This window comes from Streptomyces sp. NPDC088785, assembly GCF_044750685.1.
In the GTDB taxonomy this organism is placed as follows: domain Bacteria; phylum Actinomycetota; class Actinomycetes; order Streptomycetales; family Streptomycetaceae; genus Streptomyces.
Map to the genome: position 1 here is coordinate 565415 of NZ_JBIVKH010000004.1, position 24324 is coordinate 589738.

At 73.4% G+C, this 24324-nt stretch carries 22 protein-coding genes; 7 read left to right on the forward strand and 15 right to left on the reverse strand.

The window, feature by feature from the left end:
• Positions 1 to 122: 122 nt before the first annotated feature.
• The gene (locus ACIP5K_RS16540) at positions 123 to 2330 is read left to right on the forward strand and encodes an MMPL family transporter (RefSeq protein ID WP_401409986.1); all 2208 of its coding nucleotides are present in this window, start codon (positions 123 to 125) and stop codon (positions 2328 to 2330) included.
• Between the two features lie 219 nt (positions 2331 to 2549).
• Positions 2550 to 2732, forward strand: coding sequence for a hypothetical protein (locus ACIP5K_RS16545; protein WP_401409988.1), 183 nt, complete (start codon positions 2550 to 2552; stop codon positions 2730 to 2732).
• A gap of 66 nt (positions 2733 to 2798) precedes the next feature.
• Here the strand turns inward: ACIP5K_RS16545 and ACIP5K_RS16550 are convergent, their stop codons facing one another.
• From ACIP5K_RS16550 to ACIP5K_RS16570, 5 genes are all read right to left on the reverse strand, one after another.
• Positions 2799 to 4256 carry a glycoside hydrolase family 43 protein gene (locus ACIP5K_RS16550; RefSeq protein ID WP_401409990.1) on the reverse strand — a complete coding sequence of 486 codons (1458 nt, stop codon included), beginning with the start codon at positions 4254 to 4256 and terminating at the stop codon, positions 2799 to 2801.
• Positions 4257 to 4366: 110 nt separating this feature from the next.
• Complete coding sequence (locus tag ACIP5K_RS16555) at positions 4367 to 5305, reverse strand: carbohydrate ABC transporter permease (RefSeq protein ID WP_401409992.1); 939 nt, start codon at positions 5303 to 5305, stop codon at positions 4367 to 4369.
• Position 5306: 1 nt separating this feature from the next.
• Positions 5307 to 6212, reverse strand: a complete 906-nt coding sequence (locus tag ACIP5K_RS16560) for a carbohydrate ABC transporter permease (RefSeq protein WP_401409994.1) — start codon at positions 6210 to 6212, stop codon at positions 5307 to 5309.
• Positions 6213 to 6230: 18 nt separating this feature from the next.
• Positions 6231 to 7574: an extracellular solute-binding protein gene (locus ACIP5K_RS16565; protein WP_401409996.1), complete on the reverse strand. Its 1344-nt coding sequence runs from the start codon at positions 7572 to 7574 to the stop codon at positions 6231 to 6233.
• An 82-nt stretch (positions 7575 to 7656) separates the two neighbouring features.
• Positions 7657 to 9465: a glycoside hydrolase family 2 protein gene (locus ACIP5K_RS16570; RefSeq protein ID WP_401409998.1), complete on the reverse strand. Its 1809-nt coding sequence runs from the start codon at positions 9463 to 9465 to the stop codon at positions 7657 to 7659.
• A gap of 150 nt (positions 9466 to 9615) precedes the next feature.
• Between ACIP5K_RS16570 and ACIP5K_RS16575 the strand changes: the two genes are divergently transcribed.
• Positions 9616 to 10638: a LacI family DNA-binding transcriptional regulator gene (locus tag ACIP5K_RS16575; protein WP_401410000.1), complete on the forward strand. Its 1023-nt coding sequence runs from the start codon at positions 9616 to 9618 to the stop codon at positions 10636 to 10638.
• Positions 10639 to 10691: 53 nt separating this feature from the next.
• Here ACIP5K_RS16575 and ACIP5K_RS16580 read toward each other — a convergent pair whose 3' ends face one another.
• The 3 genes from ACIP5K_RS16580 to ACIP5K_RS16590 are packed head-to-tail and all read right to left on the reverse strand — an operon-like array spanning position 10692 to position 13055.
• Positions 10692 to 11099, reverse strand: coding sequence for a RidA family protein (locus ACIP5K_RS16580; protein ID WP_401410002.1), 408 nt, complete (start codon positions 11097 to 11099; stop codon positions 10692 to 10694).
• Entirely contained in the window at positions 11096 to 12223 is a 1128-nt protein-coding gene (locus tag ACIP5K_RS16585; protein WP_401410004.1) for a mandelate racemase/muconate lactonizing enzyme family protein, read from the reverse strand. The genes ACIP5K_RS16580 and ACIP5K_RS16585 overlap by 4 nt, the downstream gene beginning before the upstream one ends.
• A 40-nt stretch (positions 12224 to 12263) precedes the next feature.
• A complete protein-coding gene (locus ACIP5K_RS16590) occupies positions 12264 to 13055 on the reverse strand; it encodes a creatininase family protein (RefSeq protein WP_401410006.1) in 792 nt (263 codons plus the stop codon).
• A gap of 41 nt (positions 13056 to 13096) precedes the next feature.
• On the opposite strand from ACIP5K_RS16590, the gene ACIP5K_RS16595 reads away from it, so the two are divergent.
• The gene (locus ACIP5K_RS16595) at positions 13097 to 14053 is read left to right on the forward strand and encodes an ROK family protein (RefSeq protein WP_401410008.1); all 957 of its coding nucleotides are present in this window, start codon (positions 13097 to 13099) and stop codon (positions 14051 to 14053) included.
• Positions 14054 to 14058: 5 nt separating this feature from the next.
• On the opposite strand, the gene ACIP5K_RS16600 is transcribed toward ACIP5K_RS16595, so the two are convergent.
• From ACIP5K_RS16600 to ACIP5K_RS16620, 5 genes are read right to left on the reverse strand one after another with little or no spacing between them, the layout of a single operon-like run.
• A complete protein-coding gene (locus tag ACIP5K_RS16600) occupies positions 14059 to 14880 on the reverse strand; it encodes an ATP-binding cassette domain-containing protein (RefSeq protein WP_401410010.1) in 822 nt (273 codons plus the stop codon).
• Entirely contained in the window at positions 14877 to 15695 is an 819-nt protein-coding gene (locus tag ACIP5K_RS16605; RefSeq protein WP_401410011.1) for an ATP-binding cassette domain-containing protein, read from the reverse strand. Before ACIP5K_RS16605 ends, ACIP5K_RS16600 begins: the two co-directional genes overlap by 4 nt.
• Positions 15692 to 16594, reverse strand: a complete 903-nt coding sequence (locus tag ACIP5K_RS16610; RefSeq protein ID WP_401410012.1) for an ABC transporter permease — start codon at positions 16592 to 16594, stop codon at positions 15692 to 15694. Before ACIP5K_RS16610 ends, ACIP5K_RS16605 begins: the two co-directional genes overlap by 4 nt.
• Positions 16591 to 17556: an ABC transporter permease gene (locus ACIP5K_RS16615; protein ID WP_401410014.1), complete on the reverse strand. Its 966-nt coding sequence runs from the start codon at positions 17554 to 17556 to the stop codon at positions 16591 to 16593. The genes ACIP5K_RS16610 and ACIP5K_RS16615 overlap by 4 nt, the downstream gene beginning before the upstream one ends.
• Positions 17556 to 19130, reverse strand: coding sequence for an ABC transporter substrate-binding protein (locus ACIP5K_RS16620; RefSeq protein WP_401410016.1), 1575 nt, complete (start codon positions 19128 to 19130; stop codon positions 17556 to 17558). The genes ACIP5K_RS16615 and ACIP5K_RS16620 overlap by 1 nt, the downstream gene beginning before the upstream one ends.
• Positions 19131 to 19184: 54 nt before the next feature.
• Here ACIP5K_RS16620 and ACIP5K_RS16625 point away from each other — a divergent pair, with 54 nt between their 5' ends.
• Together ACIP5K_RS16625 and ACIP5K_RS16630 are read left to right on the forward strand one after the other, a co-directional pair.
• Entirely contained in the window at positions 19185 to 20021 is an 837-nt protein-coding gene (locus ACIP5K_RS16625) for an IclR family transcriptional regulator (protein ID WP_401410017.1), read from the forward strand.
• Positions 20018 to 21076, forward strand: coding sequence for a serine hydrolase domain-containing protein (locus ACIP5K_RS16630; protein ID WP_401410019.1), 1059 nt, complete (start codon positions 20018 to 20020; stop codon positions 21074 to 21076). The genes ACIP5K_RS16625 and ACIP5K_RS16630 overlap by 4 nt, the downstream gene beginning before the upstream one ends.
• A gap of 396 nt (positions 21077 to 21472) precedes the next feature.
• On the opposite strand, the gene ACIP5K_RS16635 is transcribed toward ACIP5K_RS16630, so the two are convergent.
• Together ACIP5K_RS16635 and ACIP5K_RS16640 are read right to left on the reverse strand one after the other, a co-directional pair.
• Positions 21473 to 21874, reverse strand: a complete 402-nt coding sequence (locus ACIP5K_RS16635; protein ID WP_401410021.1) for a DUF3618 domain-containing protein — start codon at positions 21872 to 21874, stop codon at positions 21473 to 21475.
• Positions 21871 to 22257 carry a phage holin family protein gene (locus tag ACIP5K_RS16640; protein ID WP_401410229.1) on the reverse strand — a complete coding sequence of 129 codons (387 nt, stop codon included), beginning with the start codon at positions 22255 to 22257 and terminating at the stop codon, positions 21871 to 21873. The genes ACIP5K_RS16635 and ACIP5K_RS16640 overlap by 4 nt, the downstream gene beginning before the upstream one ends.
• 372 nt (positions 22258 to 22629) lie before the next feature.
• Here ACIP5K_RS16640 and ACIP5K_RS16645 point away from each other — a divergent pair, with 372 nt between their 5' ends.
• Positions 22630 to 24150, forward strand: coding sequence for a catalase (locus ACIP5K_RS16645; protein WP_401410023.1), 1521 nt, complete (start codon positions 22630 to 22632; stop codon positions 24148 to 24150).
• The last annotated feature ends 174 nt before the right edge of the window (positions 24151 to 24324 follow it).

Consider the following 24324-nt stretch of genomic DNA (forward strand, 5'->3'; position numbering starts at 1 on the left):
CGCTCCGGGCGGCGAGGATGGACACAGATCCTGCCGACCCTTCTGACGTGCAACGACGCACCGCCGGGTGGTCGCACCCGCCTGAGAGTTCTCTCACGACCCCGACGGGAGCCCCTTTCGCTGTGGCCACCTTCCTGTACAAACTCGGCCGGCTGTCCTTCCGGCGCCGCCGCTACGTCGCGCTGCTGTGGGTGCTGCTGCTCGGCGGGATCGGGTTCGCCTCGTCGGCCGCGCCCGCCCCGCCCGCGGACTCCTTCTCCATGCCCGGCACCGAGTCGCAGAAGGCCTTCGACCTCCTCGACGAGAAGTTCCCCGCGGCCAACTCCGAGGGGGCGACCGCCCGCGTCGTCATCCGCGCGCCCGGCGGCGAGAAGCTGACCGACCCGGCCGCCAAGGCCGATGTGCGCGCGATGGTCACCCAGCTCGGCGACGGCCCGCAGGTCGCCTCGGTCGCCGACCCGTACAAGGCGAACGCCGTCAGCAAGGACGGCTCCACCGCCTACGCGTCCGTCACCTACAAGGTCGCCGGCACCGAGCTGACCGACGAGGCGCACGAGGCCCTGACCAAGGCCATCGACGGCGCGCGCGCCGACGGGTACACCGTCGAGGCGGGCGGCGACGCCGTCGAGGCCGACCAAGAGATGGGCGGCAGCGCCGAGCTGATCGGCATCGCGATCTCCGCGGTGGTCCTGATCCTCACCTTCGGCTCGCTGGTCGCCGCGGGCATGCCGCTGCTGACCGCGATCATCGGCGTCGGCATCGGGGTCTCCGGCATCGCCGCGCTCGGCAGCGTCCTCAACCTGTCCGGCACCACCTCGACACTCGCCTCGATGATCGGCCTCGCCGTCGGCATCGACTACGCCCTCTTCATCGTCTCCCGCTACCGCGCCGAGATAGCCGAGGGCCGCGAGGGCGAGGAGGCGGCCGGCCGCGCCGTCGGCACCGCGGGCTCCGCCGTCGTCTTCGCGGGCCTCACCGTCGTCGTCGCCCTCAGCGGCCTGGCGGTCGTCAACATCCCGATGCTCACCAAGATGGGCCTGGCCGCCGCCGCGACCGTCGCCATCGCCGTGCTCATCGCGCTCACCATGATCCCGGCGCTGCTCGGCTTCGCCGGCAAGAAGGTGCTGCGCCGCAAGGACCGCAAGGACCGCGGTGCGGCCACCGACAGCGCGCGGCCCAACCTCGGCACCCGCTGGTCCCGCTTCGTGCTGCGCCGCCCGCTCGGCGTCCTGCTCGTCGGCGTGCTCGGTCTCGGCGCGATCGCGGTCCCGGCCGCCAGCCTCGAACTGGGCCTGCCCGACGACGGCTCGTCGGCGCCGGACAGCACCCAGCGCAAGGCCTACGACATGCTCTCCGAGTCCTTCGGCGCGGGCTTCAACGGCACGCTGATGGTGACCGTCGACGGGCGGGGCGCGGCCGGTGCCGCCAAGCGGGTCGGCGCCGACCTCGCCAAGGTCGACGGCGTCACCGCGGTCACCCCGGCCCAGGTCAACGAGGCCGGTGACACCGCGATCCTCACGGTCGTGCCCAGGACCGGGCCGAGCGACCACAAGACCGAGGAACTGGTCCGTACGATCCGCTCGGACGCCGCGGACTGGACGGCGCGGACCGGCGCGGAGATCCTCGTCACCGGCGCGACGGCCATGACGATCGACTTCTCGCAGACCCTGGACGACGCGCTCGTCCCGTACCTCCTGCTGGTGGTCGGCCTCGCCTTCCTCCTGCTGATGCTGGTCTTCCGCTCGATCCTCGTGCCCCTCAAGGCCGCGCTCGGCTTCCTGCTCTCCGTCGCGGCGGCGCTCGGCGCCGTGGTCGCGGTCTTCCAGTGGGGCTGGCTCGCGGACCTCTTCGGGGTGGAGCAGCCCGGCCCGATCATGTCGATGATGCCGATCTTCCTGATCGGCGTGGTCTTCGGACTCGCCATGGACTACGAGGTGTTCCTCGTGACCCGGATGCGCGAGGCCTACGTCCACGGGGCGCGCCCCGGCGAGGCCATCGTGACCGGCTTCCGGCACGGCGGACGGGTCGTCGGGGCCGCCGCCGTCATCATGATCAGCGTCTTCTCCGGCTTCATCATGGAGAACAACAGCATGATCAAGATGATGGGCTTCGGCCTCGCCATCGCCGTCCTCTTCGACGCGTTCGTGGTCCGCATGGCGATCGTGCCCGCGGTCATGGCGCTGCTCGGCCGGTCGGCCTGGTGGCTGCCGCGCTGGCTCGACAAGGCGCTGCCCAACGTCGACGTGGAGGGCGAGAAGCTCCGCGAGAACCTGACCGCCGAGGACACCCCGGCGCAGGACGACCGCGCACTGGAGCCCACCCGCGGCTGACCCCCGCACCGCTGCCCGCACGGGCCCGCACCGACGAACCGGTGCGGGCCCGTCCGCGTGCGGCCGTTGTCAGTACCGGGTGCTATCCCTGGGAAGGGAAGACAGAACGGGAAGACCCGACGGACCGACGACGGAGGAGTCATCATCCAGGACGGACGGCAGGGGCGTTCCGGGCAGGACCTGTGTGTGCGGCGGCATCCCGAGACACAGGTGGAGTGCGTGCTCCCCGACACGCACTACCCGAGCCCGCACTACGCCTTGGACGGCACGACATGGCACGACGGCCTGTGCGGCGCGTGCCACGGCAGCGGGAGCCGCGACGGCGAGGTCTGCGGCTCCTGCCACGGCGGCGGGTTCTGCCTGCTGGAGATCGAGATCGACGCCGACATCGAAGGGGAGTGAGCGCACAGGGCCGGGAACGGACGGGCCGCCCAGCGGCGCCCCGCGGGGACGGGAGCCGGGCAGCCGTCAGTCCGTGTACACCTCGGCCCGGTCCACGCTGACGAACGAGCCGCCGGACGCGGCGGCGTGCTCACCGGTGACCCGCACCCGCAGCGTGTGCGGGCCGTTCGCCAGGCGCGGGCTCAGGTACTGGAGCGTCTCGCCGGTGCGGATCGCGCCGTAGAAGTCGACGCGCTGCTCGGGGCCGCCGTCGACGCTGATCGACGCGATCCCGTTCCCGGTGTCCTTGACCGACAGCAGCGCGATCCGGGTCCCGGTGAAGGTGAACGTCGCGGTGGCGCCCGCCCTGTCGCTCCAGTGGTCGTCACCCCAGAAGCACTGCGCGGCGCAGCCGGTGCCCGTGTTCCAGGCGCCGGTGTACGTCACGCCACCGCCGCCGCTGGACCGGCTGTCGTCGTTGATCCAGTGGTTGCCCGAGCCGGGATCACCGGACGGCAGGTCCTGGGTCGCGCCCATCGCCAGCGGCGTCCCGAGGTCGGGGCTGCCGTCGGCGTTCCAGGAGATCCGCTGCGCGCGGGTCGTGCGGTCGGAGTACGTGTTCGTCGCCGTCGTCTTGGCGTGGTAGACCAGCCAGTCCTCCGTGCCGTCGGGCGAGGTGAAGAAGGCGTGGTGGCCGGGGCCGAACACCCCGCGGGCGTCGGCGCGCGAGAAGACCGGCCCCGGGCGCTGCGCCCAGTTGCCCGGGACGAGGGGGTCGGCCGTGGCCGGGAGGGACATCATCCAGACCTGGTAGTCGGGCTTGCCGGTGTCGCAGGTCGAGTACGTCAGCCACGTACGGCCGTTGCGGTTCAGGAACTCGGGGCCCTCGCGCACCTCGGGGCAGCCCCCGGCGGCGTCGATCGCGACCGCGTCGCCCGAGACGGTGTACGGATCGGACATCGGCGCGATGTTCAGGCCGTTGTGCTGGTACGCGTTGATGCCGCTGTAGGCGAGGTACAGCCTGCCGTTGTGCTGGAGGATGCCCGGATCGATCGCGAAGTCGCCGGTGTGGTTGGGCGGCGTGAGCCCGGCCTTGAAGTGGTAGGGGCCGGTCGGGTCGTCGCCCGACGACTCCAGGACGAAGAGCCGGTGGTGGTCGTCCGTGCCGTCGTCGGCCGTGTAGTAGAGGTACCAGCGGTCGCCGAAGCGGTAGAACTCCGGCGCCCACAGATGCTGGTCGCGTGAGGCGTCGGTGTCCGTCCACACCGTCTTCGGTTCGGCGTCGAGCAGCGTGGCCAGGGAGGGCGAACTCCACATCTTGATGCTGTCGCCCTGGGTGGTGGTCAGGTGGTAGGCCCCGTTCGCGTACGTCACGAACGGGTCGGGGCCGGTGTTCAGCGGATTGCGGAAGGTGCCGCTCGCGGCCGCGGACGCCGCCGGCCGTCCGGCGGGATCCTGGTGGGCGGCGGCCTGCGGACCGCAGGCCAGACCCGCGACCAGCGCGAGGAGTGCGGGGACGAGGGCGGTACGGGACCGTGCGCGCACGAGCGGCTCCTTACATCGATGTAAGTCCCAGGTCTCCAGGACCGTAGGGAAGGGATCGGGGTGGTGTCAACGGGTCGCGCCAGGCACGGAGTTGCCGTCGGGGCGCGGGGCTACTGGCCGCCCAGGCCGGTGGTGGCCACGGACTTGACGATGTGCCGCTGGAAGAAGACGAACACCGCGACCAGCGGCAGCGCGGCGAGCACGGCCGACGCCATCGACTGCGCGTACTGGATCCCGTACGCGTCCTTCACGGTCGTGATGCCGACCGGCAGCGTCATCAGGGACGGGTCGGACGTGGACACGAACGGCCACAGGAAGTTGTTCCACGCCCCGATGAACACGAAGATCGCGACGGCCGCGAGCATCGGCCGGGACAGCGGGAGCAGCACCGACCAGAAGATCCGCCAGTGCCCGGCGCCGTCGATCCGGGCCGCCTCCTCCAGCTCCACCGGCAGCGAGTCGAAGTGCTTCTTCAGGATGAACACCATCACGGGGGCCACGGTCTGCGGCAGGATCACCGCCGCGTACGTGTCGAGCAGGTGCAGGGTCAGCATCTGCTCGAACCACGGCACGATGAGGATCTGCGGCGGCACGAGGACGGCCGCGAGCGTCAGCGCGAACAGCCCCCTGCGGCCCGCGAACAGGGTGCGGGAGAAGGCGTATCCGGCCATCGCCGAGACCAGCACGGTGATCACGGTGACGGCGACCGAGATCAGGAGGCTGTTGAGCATCCACAGCGGCAGGTCGCCGCGCTCCCACACGGTGCTGAACGCCTGGAGGGTGAAGCCGTGCCTGGGCCAGAGCCAGTGCGCCGGATCACTGGCGTCCTGCTCGGACTTGAAGGCCGTGAGCAGCGCCCACGCCATCGGCAGCAGCCAGATCAGTGCGGCGACCGCGAGGACCAGGAGGGCGAGGACGCGCGTGGTGCGGCCCGCGCCGAGCGTCAGATTCGCGGTCGTGCGCGCGGGAGCGCCGCCCGGCCGGGGCGGGCGGACCGGGACGATGCGCTGCCGGGCGGGCCGGACGGGGGCGTCGGTGGTGGTCGTCATGTCACTTCTCCCGGCGGCGGAGGACGGCGAACTGGGCGGCGGAGGCGAGCAGGACGAGGGCGAAGAAGATGTAGCTGATCGCCGACGCGTAGCCGAGCCGGTAGCCGGTGAAGCCGACGTCGTAGACGTACTCGACGACCGGCCGCGTCGAGTTGTTCGGGCCGCCCTTCGTCAGCAGGTACACCTGGTCGAAGACCTTCAGGGACGCCAGGAGCTGGAGCACGGTGATGACCGTCGTGATGCGGCCGAGCTGCGGCAGCGTGAGGGAGAACAGCCGCCGCCAGGCGCCGGCGCCGTCGAGGGCCGCGGCCTCGTAGAGGTGGTCGGGGATCGACTGGAGGGCGGCCAGGTAGAGCAGGAAGTTGAAGCCGACCGTCCACCACAGCGTCGTCAGCGCGATCGCCCACAGCGCCACCGACTCGTCGCTCAGCCAGGCCACCCGGTCGAGTCCGACGGCCCCCAGGAGGTGGTTGTAGACACCGAGGTCGGGCTGGTAGAGCCACAGCCACAGCAGGCCGACGACGCCGACCGGCAGCAGGTACGGCGCGAAGAACGCCAGCCGCCACACCCACTGGCCCGGCAGCCCGGTGTGCACGAGGAGCGCCATGCCGAGCGCCACCACGACCAGCGGGACGGTCGAGATCAGGGTGAACAGCACGGTGTGCCACAGGGAACGCCACATCTCCGCGTCCCCGAACGCCTCGCCGAAGTTGTCGAGGCCGACGAAGGACGGGGCGTGCGCGGACAGGGCCCGGTCGGTGAGCGCCATCCACAGGCCCTGGCCGAGCGGCCACAGCAGGAACACGGCGAACAGGACGAGGAAGGGCAGGGCGAAGAGCAGGCCCGGGGGCGGCAGCCGGCGCGCCGACGGCGGTCCCGGCCGGGGCGAGGCGTGCGGAGAGGACATCGTTGTGCCTCCTGGAGGTCAGGCCGGGCTGGGCTTGGAGAGGAAGGTGTCGACGCGGCGCACCATCGCGCGCGCCGCGCGGTCCGGGGAGAGACCGTCGAGCAGGGCCTGCTGGAGCACCTGCGACATGGCGTTCTGGAAGTCGGAGCCCGCGCCGACGAACCAGGCCGCCGGGTCGAGGACCACCCGCGAGGCGGCCGAGGCGTAGTGGGCCTGCGGCAGCAGCCGCGCGTAGGCCCGGGTCCGGGTGACGGGCGTGTACGCGGGGATGTGCCCGGCCGTCGCCCAGGTCTGGCCCGCCTTCAGCAGGGCCGCCACGGCCCGGTGCGTGCGGCGCCGGTGCCCCGGGTCGGGGTCGTCGCGGTGGGGGAGCACGAACGAGTGGGAGTCGGCGTAGATCGCCGGGGTGCCGAAGACCGTCGGGAAGGGGGCGGCGTCCACCTTCTCGTCCGCGGCGCGGAAGGTGCCCAGCTCCCACTCGCCGGACAGCGTCATCGCCGTCTGCCGGTTGGTGAACGCGGCGACGCTCGCGTCGTAGTCCAGCCGCCCGGGGTTGGTCCTGCCGTCGACCAGCTCGGCCATGAAGGCGATGACCTCGGCCATCCGGTCCAGGTCCACCGTCGCCGGCCCGCCGGGCGGCAGCTCGAACGCGCCGCCCGTCTGCCGGTACAGGCCGTAGAAGAGCCGCCAGCCCTGCGCGGTGTCGTTGACGTACCCGAAGGAGATCCCCTGCCCGCCCGACGCCTTCGCCAGCTCACGCCCGGCGGCGAGGAACTTCCGCGGTGACGAGAACGCGTCCGGGTCCAGGGTGCCGTCGTCCTTCAGCAGCCCGGCCCGCTTCGTCGGCTCCGGGTGGAAGAAGACGATGAAGGGGTGCGTGTCGAGCGGGATCGCGTACGTCGCGCCGTCGACCTGCGTCCGGCCCCACACCGCGTCCGCGAAGTCGCCCCGGTGGACGCCGAACTCGGCGAGCAGGTCCAGATCCCACGGGTCCACGAGCCCGGTCGGCGCGTAACCGGCGAGCCGCGACAGGTGCGCGACGGCGACGTCCGGGCCGCGCCCGCCCGCCGACGCCATGGCCAGCTTCGTGTAATAGGGGGTGCCCCACTCCAGGACGGTGCGCTCGATGCGGGTGCCCGGCATGTCGGGCCGCGCCGTGCGCACCATCTCGTCGAGCAGGCCGCCGTCGGCTCCCTGGAACAGGTCCCACAGGCGGACCGTGCTGTCGCCCGCGGCCAGCGCGCTGCCGCAGCCGCTGAGCGCGCCCGCGCCGAGGACCGAGGCCCCGGCGGCGAGCGCGGTCGTCAGGGCGCGCCGTCTGGTGAGCGCGGGGCGGCCGACGGGGGCGGGTAGGCCGGTCATGGGTCTCCTTCCCGGTGGGTGGCGGGTCGTCGACGACCGCCACCCACGGACATACATCGATGTAAATGCGAAACGGACCGGGCTAGCGCACGTTCTCGAAGGCCGCCGCCCGCAGCTGGGCCGCGCGCAGCCGGGCCGTGTCGACCTTCTCCGCGCGGTCGAAGCGGTAGACGCCGTTACGCTCCTGGAAGACGTCCGTGAGCTGCGTGTAGCAGTAGCCGAACATGTCCGGGTCGTCGAGCAGGACGCCGGTCAGCCCGGTGAACCGCTCGATGAACTCCTCGGCGCTGCGCGGCCGTTCGCCGTAGCCCCAGGAGTCGTCGAGCACATTGCCGGCGGCCTCGGCGGCGGCCTCGGCGTCCCACCAGATGCCGCCGAACTCGCTGCAGAAGTACGGCTGGCCGCCGTACGGGACCGACCAGACGCGTCCGTCGGGGCCGGTGTTGAGGTACGGCCGGTCCTTCGCGAGGCCGCGCATCGTCCTCGCAAACCGAGCCGGGTCCTGCTCGTAGCAGTGCGCGTCGTACACGTCGGTCTCCGGCACCCGGTGGGCGTACCCCGAGGCGTCGATCACCGGGCGGGTGCCGTCGGCCTGCTTCGTGGCCCGGAACATCGCGTGCGTGACGTCGTCGAGCTGCGTGATGCGGTCGTGCAGGTTCTGGTACGTCTCGTTGAGCGGGCACCAGCCGACGACCGACGGGTGCGAGTAGTCCCGCTCGACGGCCTCCAGCCACTGGGCGACGTAACTGGCGTCGGGCCGCTGGTTGTCGTCGCGGACGCCGACCTCGCAGCCCCAGTCGCCGAACTCGCCCCACACCAGATAGCCCAGCCGGTCCGCGTGGTGGAGGAACCGCTCCTCGAAGACCTTCTGGTGCAGCCGGGCGCCGTTGAAGCCCGCGGCGAGGCCGAGTTCGATGTCGCGCACCAGGTCCGCGTCGCTCGGCGCCGTCATCAGCCCGTCCGGGTAGTACCCCTGGTCCAGGACGAGGCGCTGGAAGACGGGCTCGCCGTTCAGGAGCAGCCGCTTGCCGTCGATGGAGACCGAGCGCAGACCGGCGTACGACGTCACGCGGTCCACCGGAGCGCCCTCGGGGCCGAGGAGTTCGACGGTGAGGCCGTACAGGTGCGGGTCGGCCGGCGACCACACGCGCTGCCGTTCGGCGGGGATCGCGAGCGTCAGGCGCGGGGCGAGGTCCAGGTCGGCGCGGGCCTGCGCGGTGGCGACCGGCCCCCGCTCGTCGGTCAGGGTGGCCCGCACCCGGTGGCCCGGCGCGTTGCCGGTCAGCGGCAGCTCCAGGTGGAAGGCGCCCGACGCCAGGTCCGGGGTGATCCGGGGCCGCCGCAGGGCGACGGCGCGCGGCACCGGCTCCAGCCACACCGTCTGCCAGATGCCGGTGGTGCGGGTGTAGTGGCAGTGCGAGTTCGCGAACCAGGTGGCCTGCTTGCCGCGGGCCTGCGGGCCGTGCCGGGTGTCGCGCGCCCGCACCACGAGGGTCAGTTCCCCGCCCGGGGCGGCGACGTCGCCGAGGTCCGCGGTGAAGGGGGTGAAGCCGCCGCGGTGCCGGGCCACCTCCGTGCCGTTCGCCCACACCGTCGCGTCGTGGTCCACCGCGCCGAAGTGCAGCAGCACCCGGGCGTCCGCCCAGTCGGCGGGCACCGTCACCGTGCGCCGGTACCAGACCGCCTCCAGGAAGTCGGTCTCACCGACGCCGGACAGCTCCGACTCCGGGCAGAACGGCACGGTGATCCGGTCGCTCAGCTCCCGCTCCCGCAGGCCGCGTTCGAGGCCCGTGTCGGAGCGGTCGATCTCGAACTGCCAGGTGCCGTTGAGGTTCAGCCAGGCGTCGCGGGCGAACTGCGGTCGCGGGTACTCGGGACGGGGGACAGGCATGGTGCTCCTTGCCGCTCAATGCTGTGCCAGTCGGTGCGCGGCTCATGGCACCATGGCGATTACATCGTTGTAAATATGTGGAGCGGGGCGGGATCCGGCCCGAAACCCTTTCGTGATGCTCGATACCATCGCGGACGGCAGACGGAAGGAATGGACAGCGTGGCGGCCAGACCCAGGATCAAGGACGTTGCGGAGTACGCGGGCGTCTCGCCCAAGACGGTCTCCAACGTGATCAACAACTTCGAGCATGTCTCCGACCGGACCCGCGAGGCCGTCCGGGAGGCGATCGACGCCCTCGGCTACCGGGTCAACATCGCGGGCCGCCAGCTGCGGCAGGGCCGCACCGGCATGATCACTCTCGCCGTCCCCGAGCTCGACGTCGCCTACTTCTCCGAGCTGGCCAAGCACGTGATGACGGAGGCCGACCGGCACGGCAGGACGGTGCTGCTGCACCAGACCGGCGGCTCGCGCGAGCGGGAGCTGGCCGCCCTGCACGGCTTCGACGCCCAGTTCTCCGACGGGATCATCCTCAGCCCGCTCGCCCTCCAGCCCCGGGACCTCGCCACCCGGGACCGCAGGCTGCCCGTGGTCCTGCTCGGCGAGCGGCCCGCGGAGGGCGGCACCGACCACGTGGCCATCGACAACGTCCGGGCCGCGCGCGAGGCCACCGAGCACCTGCTGGCGCGCGGGCGCCGCCGGATCGCGGTGGTCGGCGGCCGGATCCGCGGCCGGCAGGGCACCGACCGGCTCCGCACGGACGGCCACCGGCAGGCCCTGCGGGCGGCCCACGTCCCCTTCGACGGCGACCTCGTGATCGGCGTGGACGCCTACCACTGGCAGGACGGCGCCCGGGCCGCGGCCGGGCTGCTCGCCCGGGAGACCCCGCCGGACGCCCTGTTGTGCCTCAACGACCACCTCGCCCTGGGCGCGCTGCGGGCCCTGCACGAGCATGACGTGAGCGTGCCGAAGGACATCGACGTGGTCGGCTTCGACGACATCGAGGCGTCCCGGTTCAGCGTGCCCACCCTGACGACGGTGGCCCCGGACAAGAAGGAGATCGCCCGGGCCGCGGTGGCGCTGCTCGTGGGCCGCATCGACGACCCCGACGGCGGACCGCTCCAGGACCACGTCGTCGGACACGAGGTGATCGTGCGGGAGAGCACCGGGGGCTGAGACGGGTGCGGGCGCCCGCGCCGGACGCCCGCACCCGCACCGCCGCCGGGGGATCAGGACGTGCGGCGCAGCGCCACCACGTCGATCTCGACGAGGATGTCCATCAGATCGGAGCCGACCGTGGTGCGCACCGGGAGCGGCTCGGTGAAGTGCTCCCGGTACACCGCGTCGTAGGCGGCGAAGTCCCGCTTCAGGTGCTGGAGATGGACGGTCGCCCTCACCACGTCGTCCAGGTCGAGGCCGTCCGCCCGCAGCAGGGCCCGCAGGTTCGCCAGGACCTGCCGGGTCTGCTCCGCCACCGTGTCGGCGACGGCGCCCGTGACCGGGTGCTGCGGACCGAGGCCCGAGGTGAACAGGTACGGTCCGGCGGCGAGGGCCTTGCTGTAGCCGCCCGCCGGCGGCGGCGTGTCCGCGCTGTGGACGGCGCGCTTCGCGGCGACACCGCCGAACTCGCCGCTCATCGGGTCAGGTCCCCTTCCCTGTCGTTCACCGCGGCGTAGTGACGCAGCTTGTCCTCGTCGACGGTGACGCCGAGGCCGGGCCCGTCCGGCACCCGCAGCCGCCCCTCGCGCAGCGTCAGCGGCTCGATGATGTCGTCGGCGTGCAGGTAGTACATGGAGTCGATCGCGCGGGAGAGCACCGGCGTGCTGGCGACGACGGCGAGGTGCGCGGCGGTGGCGATGCCGAGCTCGCCGCCGCTGTGCAGGTTCATGCCGAGCCCGAACGTCTCGCAGTGCGCGGCGAGCGCCTTCGTCGGCGCGATGCCGCCCCACTTGTAGACGTCACCGTGGATCACGTCGACGGCGCCGAGGCGCACGGCGGGCGCGAAGTCCTCGAAGCGGACCACGCACATGTTCGTGCACAGCGGGATGCGCACCTTCTGCCGGACCTGGCTCATGCCCTCGATCCCGACGCAGGGGTCCTCCAGGTACTCCAGGTCCAGTTCCTCCAGCGCCATCCCGGCGCGCACCGAGTCGGGCACCGACCAGGCCGCGTTCGGGTCGACGCGCAGATCGACCGCGGGCAGCGCGTCGCGCAGGGCCCGCAGGATCGCGACGTCGCCCTGCACATCGGTGGTGCCCTTGAGCTTCACGGCGGTGAACCCGCCCTCGGTGACGACCCGCACGGTGTGCTCGGCGAGCGCCCCCGGCAGGTCGGCCGGCGCGGCGTCGGGCGCGTCGGCGCGGGTGATCAGCGCGGTCAGCGGGACCTCGGTGCGGACCGGGCCGCCGAGCAGGTCGGTGACCGACTGGCCGGTGGCCCTGCCCATGACGTCCCAGCAGGCCACGTCGAGCGCGGCGAGCGCCGCGTAGCCGAGGTAGCCGTAGAAGAACGGCACCATGTGGTGGCGGCGGTGGAAGGACTCCAGGGCGAACGGGCTGGTGCCGATCAGGTCCTCGGCCAGGTCGCGGACGATCGCGGCGACCGGCCGGCCCCACATCGTCTCGCCCCAGCCCTCGATCCCGGAGTCGGTCCTGATCCGCACCACGGTGCGGGTCTCGCCGGTCTTCGTCTCGAAGGAGCTGGTGAACGGGTTGACCAGCGGCAGATTGACCACGTGGACATCAACGGCGGTGATCTTCATAGGGGTGGTGCGTTCCTCTCGGGAGGTGCGGGGGCGGAGGTCAGTGGGCCGGGGTGGTCCGGGTCGCGGCGTCGAGGGCCAGCACCGCCCGGGCCAGGCCGCGGACCCGGGCGTCCAGGAGCCGGGCCCCGGCCGCGCCGTCCGCCCCGGCCGCGTCGTCGGTGGCCCCGCCGACCCGCTCCCATTCGCCGTGCCGCTCCACGGTCAGGCCCGGGTGCGGCGGCCGGTCGAACAGCGGCGGCGGGTCCACCGGCTCCCACGCCGGCCGCTCGGCGCGGACGAGTTCGGGGCGGGCGGCCAGCATCAGGGAGGTCTCGAACCAGCCGGCGTGCCCCGGGACGAGGTCCGCGGGCGCCGGATCCGGCGTGCCGTCGCTCAGCGTCCAGTACGAGCACGCCGCCGCCGTCACCTCGGCGCGCAGCGCGAACCGCTTCACGGCCAGCCGCATGATCTCGTCGTTGCCGCCGTGCCCGTTCACGACCAGGACCCGGCGGTACCCGCAGGCGGCCAGCGAGTCCAGGAGTTCGTCGAGGACGGCGCCGAGCACCGGTGCGGACAGGGTGAGGGCCGCGGCGAACGAGTGGTGCGGGCTGTGCCCGTACGGCAGCGTGGGCAGCAGGACCAGGTCGGGCACCTCGGCGCCGCCCGCCTCCTCCTCGGCGAGCAGGGCCAGCGCCCGCGCGACGACCGCGTCCACGAGCATCGTGTCCGTCCCCATCGGCAGATGCCCGGCGTGCTGCTCCTGCGAGCCGATCGGCAGCACCGCGATCGCGTCGGGCGCCGCGGCACGCGTCCGCCGCCAGGTGCTCTCGGTCAGATTCCGGAGGGTCATGCCGCTGTCTCCCCGGTCAGGGGGCATGACAGAGTCGGCGCATGGCGCATGAACGTATTCCTTTGCGGTTGGTTCCCGATCCGCGGCCGGACGAGCCGACCGGGCGGGACACGGGTGTGCTGGGCGCCGTCGAGGTCCTGCCCGGCACGGTGCGGGCCGCGCTGCTGACCCGCACGGGAGCCGTACGAGACCGGGCGCAGGCCCGCTTCGACGCGACGAGCGCCGATCCGGCGGTGGTCGACCGGGCGCTCGGCGAGGCCGCGCGGGTGTGGGCCGGACACGCCCCGGCCGGGATCGGGGTCGCCGCCGCCGGGGTCGTGGATCCGGCCGGCGGCCGGATCATCGAGGTGAACGACGCGCCCGCGCTGCGCGGCTACCCCGTCGCCGACCGGCTGGCCGAGCTGGCGGGCGCCCCGGTGCGGGTCGAGCACCGGGCGCGGGTGCAGGTGCTCGGCGACCGCTGGTTCGGCGCCGGGCGCGGCCGCCGCTCCTTCGCCTCCGTCGCCACCGGCGAGGTGCTCGGCGTCGGCATCCTGCACGACGGCCGGGTGCTCGCCCCGGCCGGCGGCCGCAGCGGCGCCCACATGACCGTCACCGCCAGCGGCGACCTGTGCACGTGCGGGCGGCGCGGCTGCTGGAAGACCGTCGCGACGACCCGCTGGCTGCGCGGCCGGGCCGCCGGACTCGGTCTCGCGGAGAGCGGGCTGGGTGACCTGGTGGGGTCGGCCGACCCGGTCGCCCGTGACCTGGTCGCCGCGTACGCGGAGAACCTGGTCCTCGGCCTGGCCACCGTCCAGCAGCTCTTCGCGTGCGGCCTGTTCGTGCTGCACGGCGAGGCCCTCGACGGCGGGGAGCCGTTCCGCGCGCTGGTCGAGGCGCGGCTGCGGGCGGACGTGCTCGGCGGCGAGCTGCCGCGCGTCGTCCTCGGCGAGGCCGCGGACACCGGAGCGCTGCTCGGCGCGGCGGGCCTGGTGCTGTCGGGGCCGCAGGGGCCGTAGGGCCGTCATCGGGCGACCTGCCGCACCCGCCGGGCCCGCGCCGGGTCGGGCACCGGAACGGCCTCCAGCAGCCGGCGCGTGTAGGCGTGCGCGGGCGCGCCGAACACCTGCTCCGCGCCGCCGCACTCGACGATCCGGCCCTGCCGCATCACGGCCACCCGGTCGGCGATCTGCCGCACCACGGCCAGATTGTGCGAGATGAAGAAATACGTCAGTCCCAGGCGCTGCTGGAGATCGGCGAGCAGATCGAGGACGCGCGCCTGCACGGAGACGTCCAGGGCGCTCGTCGGCTCGTCGAGGACGACCAGGCGCGGCTCCAGGGCCAGCGCCCGGGCGATCGAGACGCGCTGCCGCTGCCCGCCGGAGAACTCGTGCGGATACCGGTCGACGATCGAGGGGTCCAGGCCGACGGCGTCGAGCAGTTCGCCCACCCGCGCGCGCACCCGGGCCCGCCCGCCGCGCCCGCGCGCCCATTCCTCGTGGGTGACGAGGGGCTCCCCGACGATGTCGGCGATCCGCAGCCGCGGATTCATGCTGGAGTACGGGTCCTGGAGCACGACCTGCATCTGCCGGCGCAGCGGCCGCAGCGCGGCGCCGCGCACCGCCAGCAGGTCGGTGCCGTCGAAGTGGACCTGCCCTGCGGTCGGTTCCATGAGGCGCAGCAGCAGCCGGGTCAGGGTGGTCTTGCCGCAGCCGGACTCGCCGACCAGCGCGAACGTCTCGCCCTCGCGCACGGTCAGCGACACGTCGTCGACGGCGACGCTCGGCGGCCGCCCGGGGAACTCCTTGCGCAGTCCGCTGATCTTCAGCAGGTCGTGGGTCGTCATGCGGCGGGCTCCAGTCGGGGGGTGGCGGCCAGCAGGTCGCGGGTGTACGCGGCGGCGGGCCGGCCGAAGACCTGCTCCACGTCGCCGGACTCGACGACCTCGCCGTGCCGCATCACCACGACCCGGTCGGCGGTCTCGGCGACCACCCCCAGGTCATGGGTGATGAGCACGACGGCCATGCCGTGCCGCTCCTGGAGGTCGACCAGCAGTTCGAGGATCTGGCGCTGCACCGTCACGTCGAGGGCGGTCGTCGGTTCGTCGGCGATCAGCACGCGCGGCCGGGCGACGAGCGCGGACGCGATCATCACGCGCTGCCGCAGGCCGCCGGAGAGCTCGTGCGGGTACTGCCGAAAGCGCCGCTCGGGGTCGGGGACGCCGACCTCCTCCAGCGCGGTGAGCGCCAGGGCGCGGGCCTCGGCGCGGGAGTGGCCGCCGTGCAGCCGCAGCACCTCGCCGACCTGGTCGCCGACCCGCTGCAACGGGTCGAGGCTCGTCATCGGGTCCTGGAACACCATCGAGATCTCGGCGCCGCGCACCGCGCGCAGCTGCCGCTCGCGCAGGGCGAGGACGTCCGTGCCGTCGAGCAGCACCTGCCCGCCCGCGTACACGCAGGGCGGCTCGGGGTTCAGGCGCAGCGCGGACAGCGCGGTCGCGGACTTGCCGCTGCCGGACTCGCCGACGACGGCCAGGGTCTCTCCCGCGGCCACCGAGAAGCTGACGCCGCGCACCGCGTGCACGGTGCCGGAGGCCAGGGCGAAGTCGACGCGCAGGTCGCGGAATTCGAGGAGCGGCGGGGTGGGGGAGTGGTCGGTCATCGGCGGTACGCCTTCGGGTCCGCGACGTCGCGCAGCGCGTCGCCCATGATGTTGATGGCCAGTGAGGTGAGCATCAGGGCGACGCCGGGGAAGACGGCGATCCACCAGGACGTGCCGAGGTACAGCTGTCCGTCGGCGAGCATGCCGCCCCAGGTCACCGTCTCCTTCGGCACGCCCAGGCCCAGATAGCTCAGCGAGGCCTCGGCGACCACGGCCGCGGCGATGTGCAGGGTGCCGATGGTGGCCAGCGGGGCCAGCACGTTCGGCAGCAGGTGCCTGCGCATGATCACCGGGTCGCTCACGCCGATCGCGCGGGCCTCGGTGATGAAGTCCCGGGTGCGCAGCGACAGCACTTCGGAGCGGACCACCCGCGCGTACGACACCCAGCCGGTGATGCCGAGGACGAGGATCACGTAACCCAGTCCCGAGCCGACGAAGCCGACGACCGCGAGCGCCAGGAGGAGGGCGGGGAAGGCGAGTTGGACGTCGGCGACGCGCATCACGATGCGGTCGGTCCAGCCGCCGAGGTAGCCCGAGGCGAGACCGGCCACCGTGCCGATGACACCCGCGAGGAGCGCCGCCCCCGCGCCGACGAGGAGCGAGACCCGGGTCCCGTACACCACGCGCGAGAGCAGGTCGCGGCCGAGCTGGTCGGTGCCCAGGAGGTGGGCGGAGCTGCCGCCGGACTGCCAGGCCGGCGGCCGCAGCCGGGCCAGCAGGTCCTGGGCGTTGGGGTCGGCGGGGGCGATCAGCGGGGCGAACACCGCGCAGACCACGATCAGGGCGAGGAGGCCGAGCGCCGCGGCGGCGAGCCGGTTGCGCAGCAGCGAGCGCCACATGGACGGCTGTCCCACGGCGGTGGCGGCCGGTGCGGGGGCGGGTGCGGTGGTGGTGGTCATCGGGGGTTCCTCACCCTCGGGTCGAGGAGGCCGTAGGAGAGGTCCACGAGCAGGTTCACCACGACGAAGGTGGCGGCGAACAGCAGGACCGTGCCCTGGACCAGCGGGAAGTCGCGGTTGGCGATGGCCTGCACGGTCAGCTGTCCGACCCCGGGCCAGGAGAAGACCTGTTCGGTGAGGATGGCGCCGCCGAGCAGGCTGCCGACCTCCAGCCCGACGACGGTCACGACGGGCAGCGACGCGTTGCGCAGGCCGTGCCGCAGCACCGTGCGCACCGGGCCGAGGCCGCGCGAGCGGGCCGTGCGGATGTGGTCGGAGCCGAGCACGTCGATCAGCGACGACCGCAGCAGCCGGGCGACGACGGCGACCGAGTAGACGGCGAGCGTGATCGACGGCAGCACCAGGTGCGCGAACGTGCCGTACCCGGAGGCGGGCAGCGCGTGCAGACCGACCGCGAACACCAGGATCAGCAGGATGCCGATCCAGAACGGCGGGGTGGACTGGCCGACGAGGACCGCCGTGATGACGCCGCGGTCGGCGGCCCTGCCCCGGCGCATCGCCGCGACGATCCCGGCGGGCACCGCGATCACCAGCGTCACCACCAGCGCGCCCGCGGCGAGCAGCAGCGTCGCCGGGACGCGGTCGGCGAGCACCTCGCGCACCGGCTGGTTGTAGAAGAGGGAGTCGCCGAAGTCGAACCGCGGCAGGCCCCACAGGTAGTCCAGGTACTGGGTGAGCAGCGGCCGGTCCAGGCCCAGGCCGTGCCGCAGCGCGCTCTCCTGCTGGGCGGTGGCGTCGGGCGGCAGCATCACCTTCACCGGGTCGCCGGAGAGCCGGACCAGGAAGAAGACGACGGTGGCGGTGCACAGCAGCACGAGGAGCGCGGTGCCGAGCCGGGTGAGGGCGGGCCGCAGCACGGCGCCCACCCGCACCCCGGCGGGCACGGTCAGGGTCCCGGCCATCACACGGCCACCTTCGCGCTCGCCATGTCCAGGACCCCGGCCGCGCCGGGCGTCCAGGTGGGGCGGGTGTTGTGCACGTAGATGTTGTCGATCTGGTAGAGCGACACGAACGGCGCCTCGTCCTTGATGAGTTGCTGGAGACCGGCGAACGCGCGGCGGCGCACGGCCGGTTCGACGGACAGCTCCTCGCGGTCCACGAGCCGGTCGGCGCGCCGGTCGTGCCAGCGGCTCTGGCGGCGGTCGCTGCGCACGTTGGACTGGAGCATGCTCTCGCCGTCGAGCGTCCACACGGTCGACGCGGCCAGGTACATCGGGCCGAGCGCCCCGTGGTTGTCCGAGGTCAGGCGCTGGGCGTACGTGCCGGGGTCGAGCAGGTCCACCCGGGCGCGCACCCCGGCGCGGGCCAGCAGCCCCGAGATCGCCTCGGCGACGTTCGCGTCCACGTTGGAGGCGGTCAGCGTGGTGCTGATCCCCTCGGGGTGCCCGGCGTCGGCCAGCAGCGCGCGGGCCCGGGCGAGGGACCGCTCGTACGGCTTCAGCGTCGCGTCGAAGCCGAACGCGCCGCGCGGGATCATCGCCGGGACCTCGGTGGCCCGCCCGCCGAGCACCGCCTTGATGAGCAGCGGGACGTCCACCGCGTGGTTCAGGGCCCGGCGCACCCGCCGGTCGCGCAACGGCCCCTCGGCGAGGGTGTCCAGCGACAGGTAGGAGGTGCGGATGCCGGTGTGGTGCCCGATCCGCACGTCCGGATAGCCGGCCAGCTGCTGCGCCGCGTCCGGCGTCATCCCCGCCACGATGTCCACGCCGCCGCTCTGGAGGGCGGCCAGCGCGGACGACGAGTTGGGCGCCGGTACGAAGACCAGCTCGTCGACGTGCGGGCGGCCCTGCCAGTGGTGCGGGTAGGCGGCGAGCCGCAGTTCGTGGTCGCGCTGCCAGTGCCGGAAGACGAACGGCCCGGTGCCGACGGGGTGCGCGGCGAAGCGCTCGTCGCCGACCTTCGCGAGGTACTTCGGCGGGACGACGACCCCGCCGAACAGCGACAGCTTCGCGGGCAGGATCGGGTCGTGCACCGAGGTGTGCACGTCGACCGTGTACCGGTCGACGACCGTGACGCCCTCGACGTAACGCAGCTCGACGATCGGCGACTTGGTGGCCGGGTCCAGCAGCCGTCCGATGCTGAACCGCACCGCCTCGGCGTCGCACGCCTCGCCGTTGTGGAAGGTCACGCCGCGCCGCAGCGTGAACCGCCACACCTTCGGCCCGATCGCCTTCCAGGTGAGGGCGATGCGCGGTCGGAGGGTGTTGTCGCGGCCCCGGGTGGTGAGCGTGTCGAACAGGTTGATCAGGGCGTTCATCGACGTCATGTCGCCCTGCTTGTGCGGATCCATCGTCTTCGGGTCCCCGGTCTGGGAGACCCGCAGGACGTTCCCCGCCGCCTTCGCGGGCGGCCCGCCGCACCCGGTGAGCAGGGCGGGGGCGGCGAGGGCGGGCACCGTGAGCGCCCCGGCACGCAGCACGGAGCGGCGGGAGCGGCCGGGGGGCGGGCCGCTTCTCCCTCCACGTATTCGTTCCATTGAGCAACACATCCGTTCCGGTGGATGGAATGCGATGCGGGTAAGGTAGGTCACATGGGGAAACCGGTCAACAGTCGTTCGCAGGACCAGACCACCGCCGCGGCGGCCACCGGAGCGGCGGCCGCCGCGCCCGGACCGGTCGACAAGGCCATGGAAGTGCTCTCGGCGCTCGCCGACACCGGGGCGCCGCACCGCCTCGCCGACCTCGCCCGGCGCACGGGACTCGCCAAGCCCACCGTGCACCGGCTGCTGCGCGCGCTCGCCGCGGCCGGGTACGCCGCGCCCGGCGCCGGCGGCAGCTACCGGCCGGGGCCCCGGCTGCTCGGACTCGCCGCGGGAGCCCTCGCCGACGACCCGGCCCTGTCCGCGGCCGGCCCGGTCCTCGATGAACTCCGGGCGCGTACGGGCCTGTTCGCGTCCTACGCGGTCCGGGACGGGCGCACCGTCATCCACCTCGACGTCCGGGCGCCCGCGCAGGCGCTCGGCCTCGACCTGCGGCCCGGAGCCCGGGAGGCCGTGACGGCGGGGGCGGCGGGACACGCCCTGCTCCCGTCGCCGCCCGCCCCCGGCGCCGACGGGTGGGACGGCCTGACGGAGGCCGACGCCGAGGCGCTGCGCACCGCCCTGGCCGCGACGGCCCGCGACGGCTACGCGTTCGACGGCGCGGACGCCTGGCGGGACCGGCGGGCCCTGGCCGCCCCGGTGCGCGACGCCTCCGGCGACACGGTCGGCGCCCTGGTCCTCACCGGACTCGCCTTCACCCTCGACGAGGCCGCGGCACACCTCTACGGGCCGATGCTGCGCTCCGCCGCGGCCGCCGTCTCGGCGGGCCTCGCGGCCCGGTCGGGGCCACGGCTCGGCATGATCGGCACCGGGGGAGAGCAGCGATGAGCGGGGGAACGGACGAGGCGGCGGCCCGGCGCGCCCTGCTCGAACAGGGCCGGGCCGAGGGGCAGTTCTCCGGCGCCGCCTGGTCGTTCGGGGACGCGGACGGCCCCCGCGACCGGGGGTGGACCGGCACCCGGGCGCACGACGGCGACCCGCTGGACGGCACCGACCTGTGGGACCTCGCGTCGGTCACCAAACCGATCGTCGGACTCGTGGTGCTGGCCCTGGTGGAGCGCGGCCTGCTCGGCCTCGACGACACGGTGGGCGCCCGCCTCGCCCGCTACCGCGACAGCCCGCACGCGGACGCGACGGTCGCCCAACTCCTCGACCACACCTCGGGACTGCCCGGCGGCGTCCCCCTCTACCGCGACCACCCCACCCGCGACGCGCTGCTCACCGCCCTCGGCACCCTGCCCGCGCACTCCGCCCCGGGCACCCGTGTCGTCTACTCCTCGCCGGGATTCATCCTGCTCGGCCTGATCGCCGAGGCGGCCACCGGCCGGCGCCTCGACCGGCTCACCGCCGACCTCGTCGGCGCCCCGCTCGGCCTGAGCGACCTGTGCTTCCGGCCCGGCCCCGCGGCGCGCGGACGCGCCGTGGCCACCGAGGCCTGCCCCTGGCGCGGACACACCGTCGTCGGCCGGGTGCACGACGAGAACGCCGTGGTGCTCGGCGAGGTCGCGGGCCACGCGGGCCTGTTCGCCACCCTCCCGGATCTCGAACGCCTCGCCGCGGCGCTGCTGGCCGGCGGCCCGCCGCTGCTGAAGCCGGACACCCTCGCGCTGATGACGGCCCCGCGCACGGACCGCCTCAACCTGCGCCGCGCCCTCGCCTGGCAGGGGCAGGACGCCGTCGGCTCCCCGGTGGGCGCGACGTTCGGCCCCGCCTCCTACGGCCACACCGGCTTCACCGGCACCAGCCTGTGGATCGACCCGCGGGCGGGCCGGTACGCGATCCTGCTCACCAACCGGGTCCACCCCGACCGCGCGGAGCGGGGCTTCCCCGCGCTGCGCCGCGCGGTCCACGACCTCGGGGCGGGCCCGCGTCCCCTGCCGTGACGCGCTTGTCGCACCCCCGGTGCGCGTACGGCTCGTCGCCGAAGACCGCGCCCTCCCGGAGCGGCGGCCCGGGCCGGGCCCCCGGCGCGCCTGCGCGGACCGAACGGGTGCGTCCGGACGGGCGAAAGCCGGGGCCCGCGCACGTCCGACGTTCCGGCGTGGTCCCGCGGTGCCCCGGCTGCCGTCCGCCTCACTGCCGAAGCGAACCTCGTGGCCCGGGCGGGTGCCGAGTCGTCGGCCGGGCCGTTGTCTTCGGTACCGACGGGGGATGCCGCCGGGTCTTCCGTGCCGACGGGAGATGCCGCCGGACCAGGGGCCGTACGGCCCTCCCCGCCGGAAGGGCGCTCCGCCACCGCGGCCCTCCGGCATCACCGCGCGGGCGTCACCGCCCCGGCGTCACTTCTTGCGGCGCCGCAGGGTCAGCCACAGCACCAGTGCTCCGGTGGAGGCGGCCACCACGGCGACGGCCCGGCGGTCCCGGACCGCACGCGATCCCGGGGCGCCGTCGGGGCCGGACAGCCGGTCCTGCGCCTGCTGGGCGAGGCCCGAGACCCGGGTCCGAAGCGCGCCCACGGTGGCGGTGGTCTGGGTCCTGAGCGCGTCGGCCTTCACCGTCGCCTGCTCCTTGACCTGCACGGCCCGGTCCTTGGCCCGCGCCTTGACGTCCGCCTTGGCGGCCAGCGCCTCGACGGTGTCGCCCAGCTCGGCCCGGGTCCGCTCGACCTGCTCGCGCAGCTCGTCCGGGTCGGTCACGGCCGTTCCGTCCTGCGAGGACTGCGACTGCGAATCCTGTGTCATCGGTGGGCACTCTCCTTGATCTCGGCCACGTCGGCCTTCACGTTCTCGATGGTCGTGGCGGGGGCCGGAGGAGCGGCCTTGCCGAACTGACGCTTGCCCCGGGCGGCCAGCACGGCGGCCACCGCACCGAGCACCGCGGTGACCACCAGCGCGGACAGCCACACCGGCCACACGACGGCGAGCCCGGCGATCGAGGCGGCCACCGCCGCCTGGAGCGTCAGGAACCCGACGATCCCGGCGCCGCCGAAGAGCCCGCCGCCCTTGCCGTAGCGCCTGCCCTTCTCCTTCATCTCCGCCTGGGCCAGCCGAAGCTCGCCCCGCATCAGCTCGGTGAGCTGCTGCGAAGCGCGTTGGACCAGTTCGCTGACCGGCTCCTGACCCATGTCGCGGCCCTCCGCGGCATGCGGCTGGGTGTCCGGCACGGCGGTCACCTCCACTCTCTTCGAGGTCGTCGAAGCTGCCGGGTACCCAGTCGAGCCGGGACCATCCGTTTAGATGTGCCCGACTCGGACAGCCGGAGGGTGGCCGTGTTCGGGACGTGGTCCGTGCCGTGGCCGCAGGGCACGGCGGACCGGACCCGGTCCCGTACGAATGGCCGTCTCATCGAAGGGGCCGCAGGATGGAAGAGCTGTCGGGGCGTTCCGCACGCCCCCGGGCGCGGCGCAGACGCCTCTCGGAGCAGGGCCCTCCTGCCGTTGCGCAGGCGAGGCCCATGAGGCGTGGAGAACAACCCCAGCGAAAGGCACGCGTTTCCCATGAGTGACGTCACAGGCAAACCGACCACCACGGATGCCGGCATTCCGGTCGAGAGCGATGAGCACTCGCTCACCGTCGGCGCCGGTGGCCCGATCCTCCTCCAGGACTCCTATCTGATCGAACAGATGGCGCAGTTCAACCGGGAGCGGATCCCGGAGCGACAGCCGCACGCCAAGGGCAGTGGCGCCTTCGGCCACTTCGAGGTGACCGCGGACGTCAGTGCCTACACGAAGGCCGCCCTGTTCCAGCCGGGGGTCAGGACCGACCTCGTCGCCCGGTTCTCGACCGTCGCGGGCGAGCGCGGCAGCCCCGACACCTGGCGCGACCCGCGCGGATTCGCGCTGAAGTTCTACACCACCGAGGGCAACTACGACATGGTGGGGAACAACACTCCGGTCTTCTTCATCAAGGACCCGATGAAGTTCCAGCACTTCATCCGGTCGCAGAAGCGCCGCGCGGACAACAACCTCCGCGACCACGACATGCAGTGGGACTTCTGGACGCTCTCGCCGGAGTCCGCCCACCAGGTCACCTGGCTGATGGGCGACCGGGGCATCCCGCGCTCCTGGCGCCACATGAACGGCTACACCTCGCACACCTACATGTGGATCAACGCCCAGGGCGAGCGGTTCTGGGTGAAGTACCACTTCAAGACCGACCAGGGCATCGAGTTCTTCACCCAGGACGAGGGTGACCAGATGGCCGCGGCGGACACGGACTACCACACCCGGGACCTGTTCGAGCACATCCGCGACGGTGAGTACCCGAGCTGGACGCTGCACGTGCAGGTCATGCCGTACGAGGACGCGGCGGACTACCGCTTCAACCCGTTCGACCTGACCAAGGTGTGGCCGCACGCGGACTACCCGCTCATCGAGGTCGGCAAGATGACCCTCGACCGCAACCCCACGGACAACCACGCGGAGATCGAGCAGGCGGCGTTCCAGCCGAACAACCTGGTCCCCGGCATCGGCCCGAGCCCCGACCGGATGCTGCTCGGCCGGCTGTTCTCCTACGCCGACGCGCACCGGTACCGGATCGGCGGCAACTACCAGCAGCTGCCGGTCAACGCCCCCGTCGCGCCCGTGCACACGTACTCCAAGGACGGGGCCATGGCGTTCCGCAAGACGGAGGACCCCGTGTACGCGCCGAACTCCAAGGGCGGCCCGGCGGCCGACACCGAGCGCTACGCGCCGCCGAGCTGGCAGGCGGACGGCGCCATCACCCGCGCCGCCTACGTCGACCACGCCGAGGACGACGACTGGGGTCAGGCGGGCACCCTGGTGCGCGAGGTCTTCGACGACGCCGCGCGCGACCGGCTCGTGGACAACGTCGTCGGCCACCTCCTCAACGGGGTGACCGAGCCCGTGCTGGCCAGGGCCTTCACGTACTGGTCGAACATCGACAAGTCCATCGGGGAGCGCATCGAGCAGGGCGTGCGCGCCAAGGCGGACCAGAAGGACCCCAAGGCCGACCAGCAGGCGAACCCGGCCCGCAGCAGCATGCAGGGCAAGGCCTGAGCAGCTGAGCGCCTGATCCGGCACGCGCGTCCGTCCGCCCGCCGCCCCTCGGGGCCGGCGGGCGGACGGGTGTGTGCGCCGACGGGCCGTCGGCCGAGGTCGAGCAGCACCTCGCCGACCGCGGCGCCCCGGTCGTCGGTCCCCGTCGCCGTCCCGCGGCGACCAGCCGCCCGC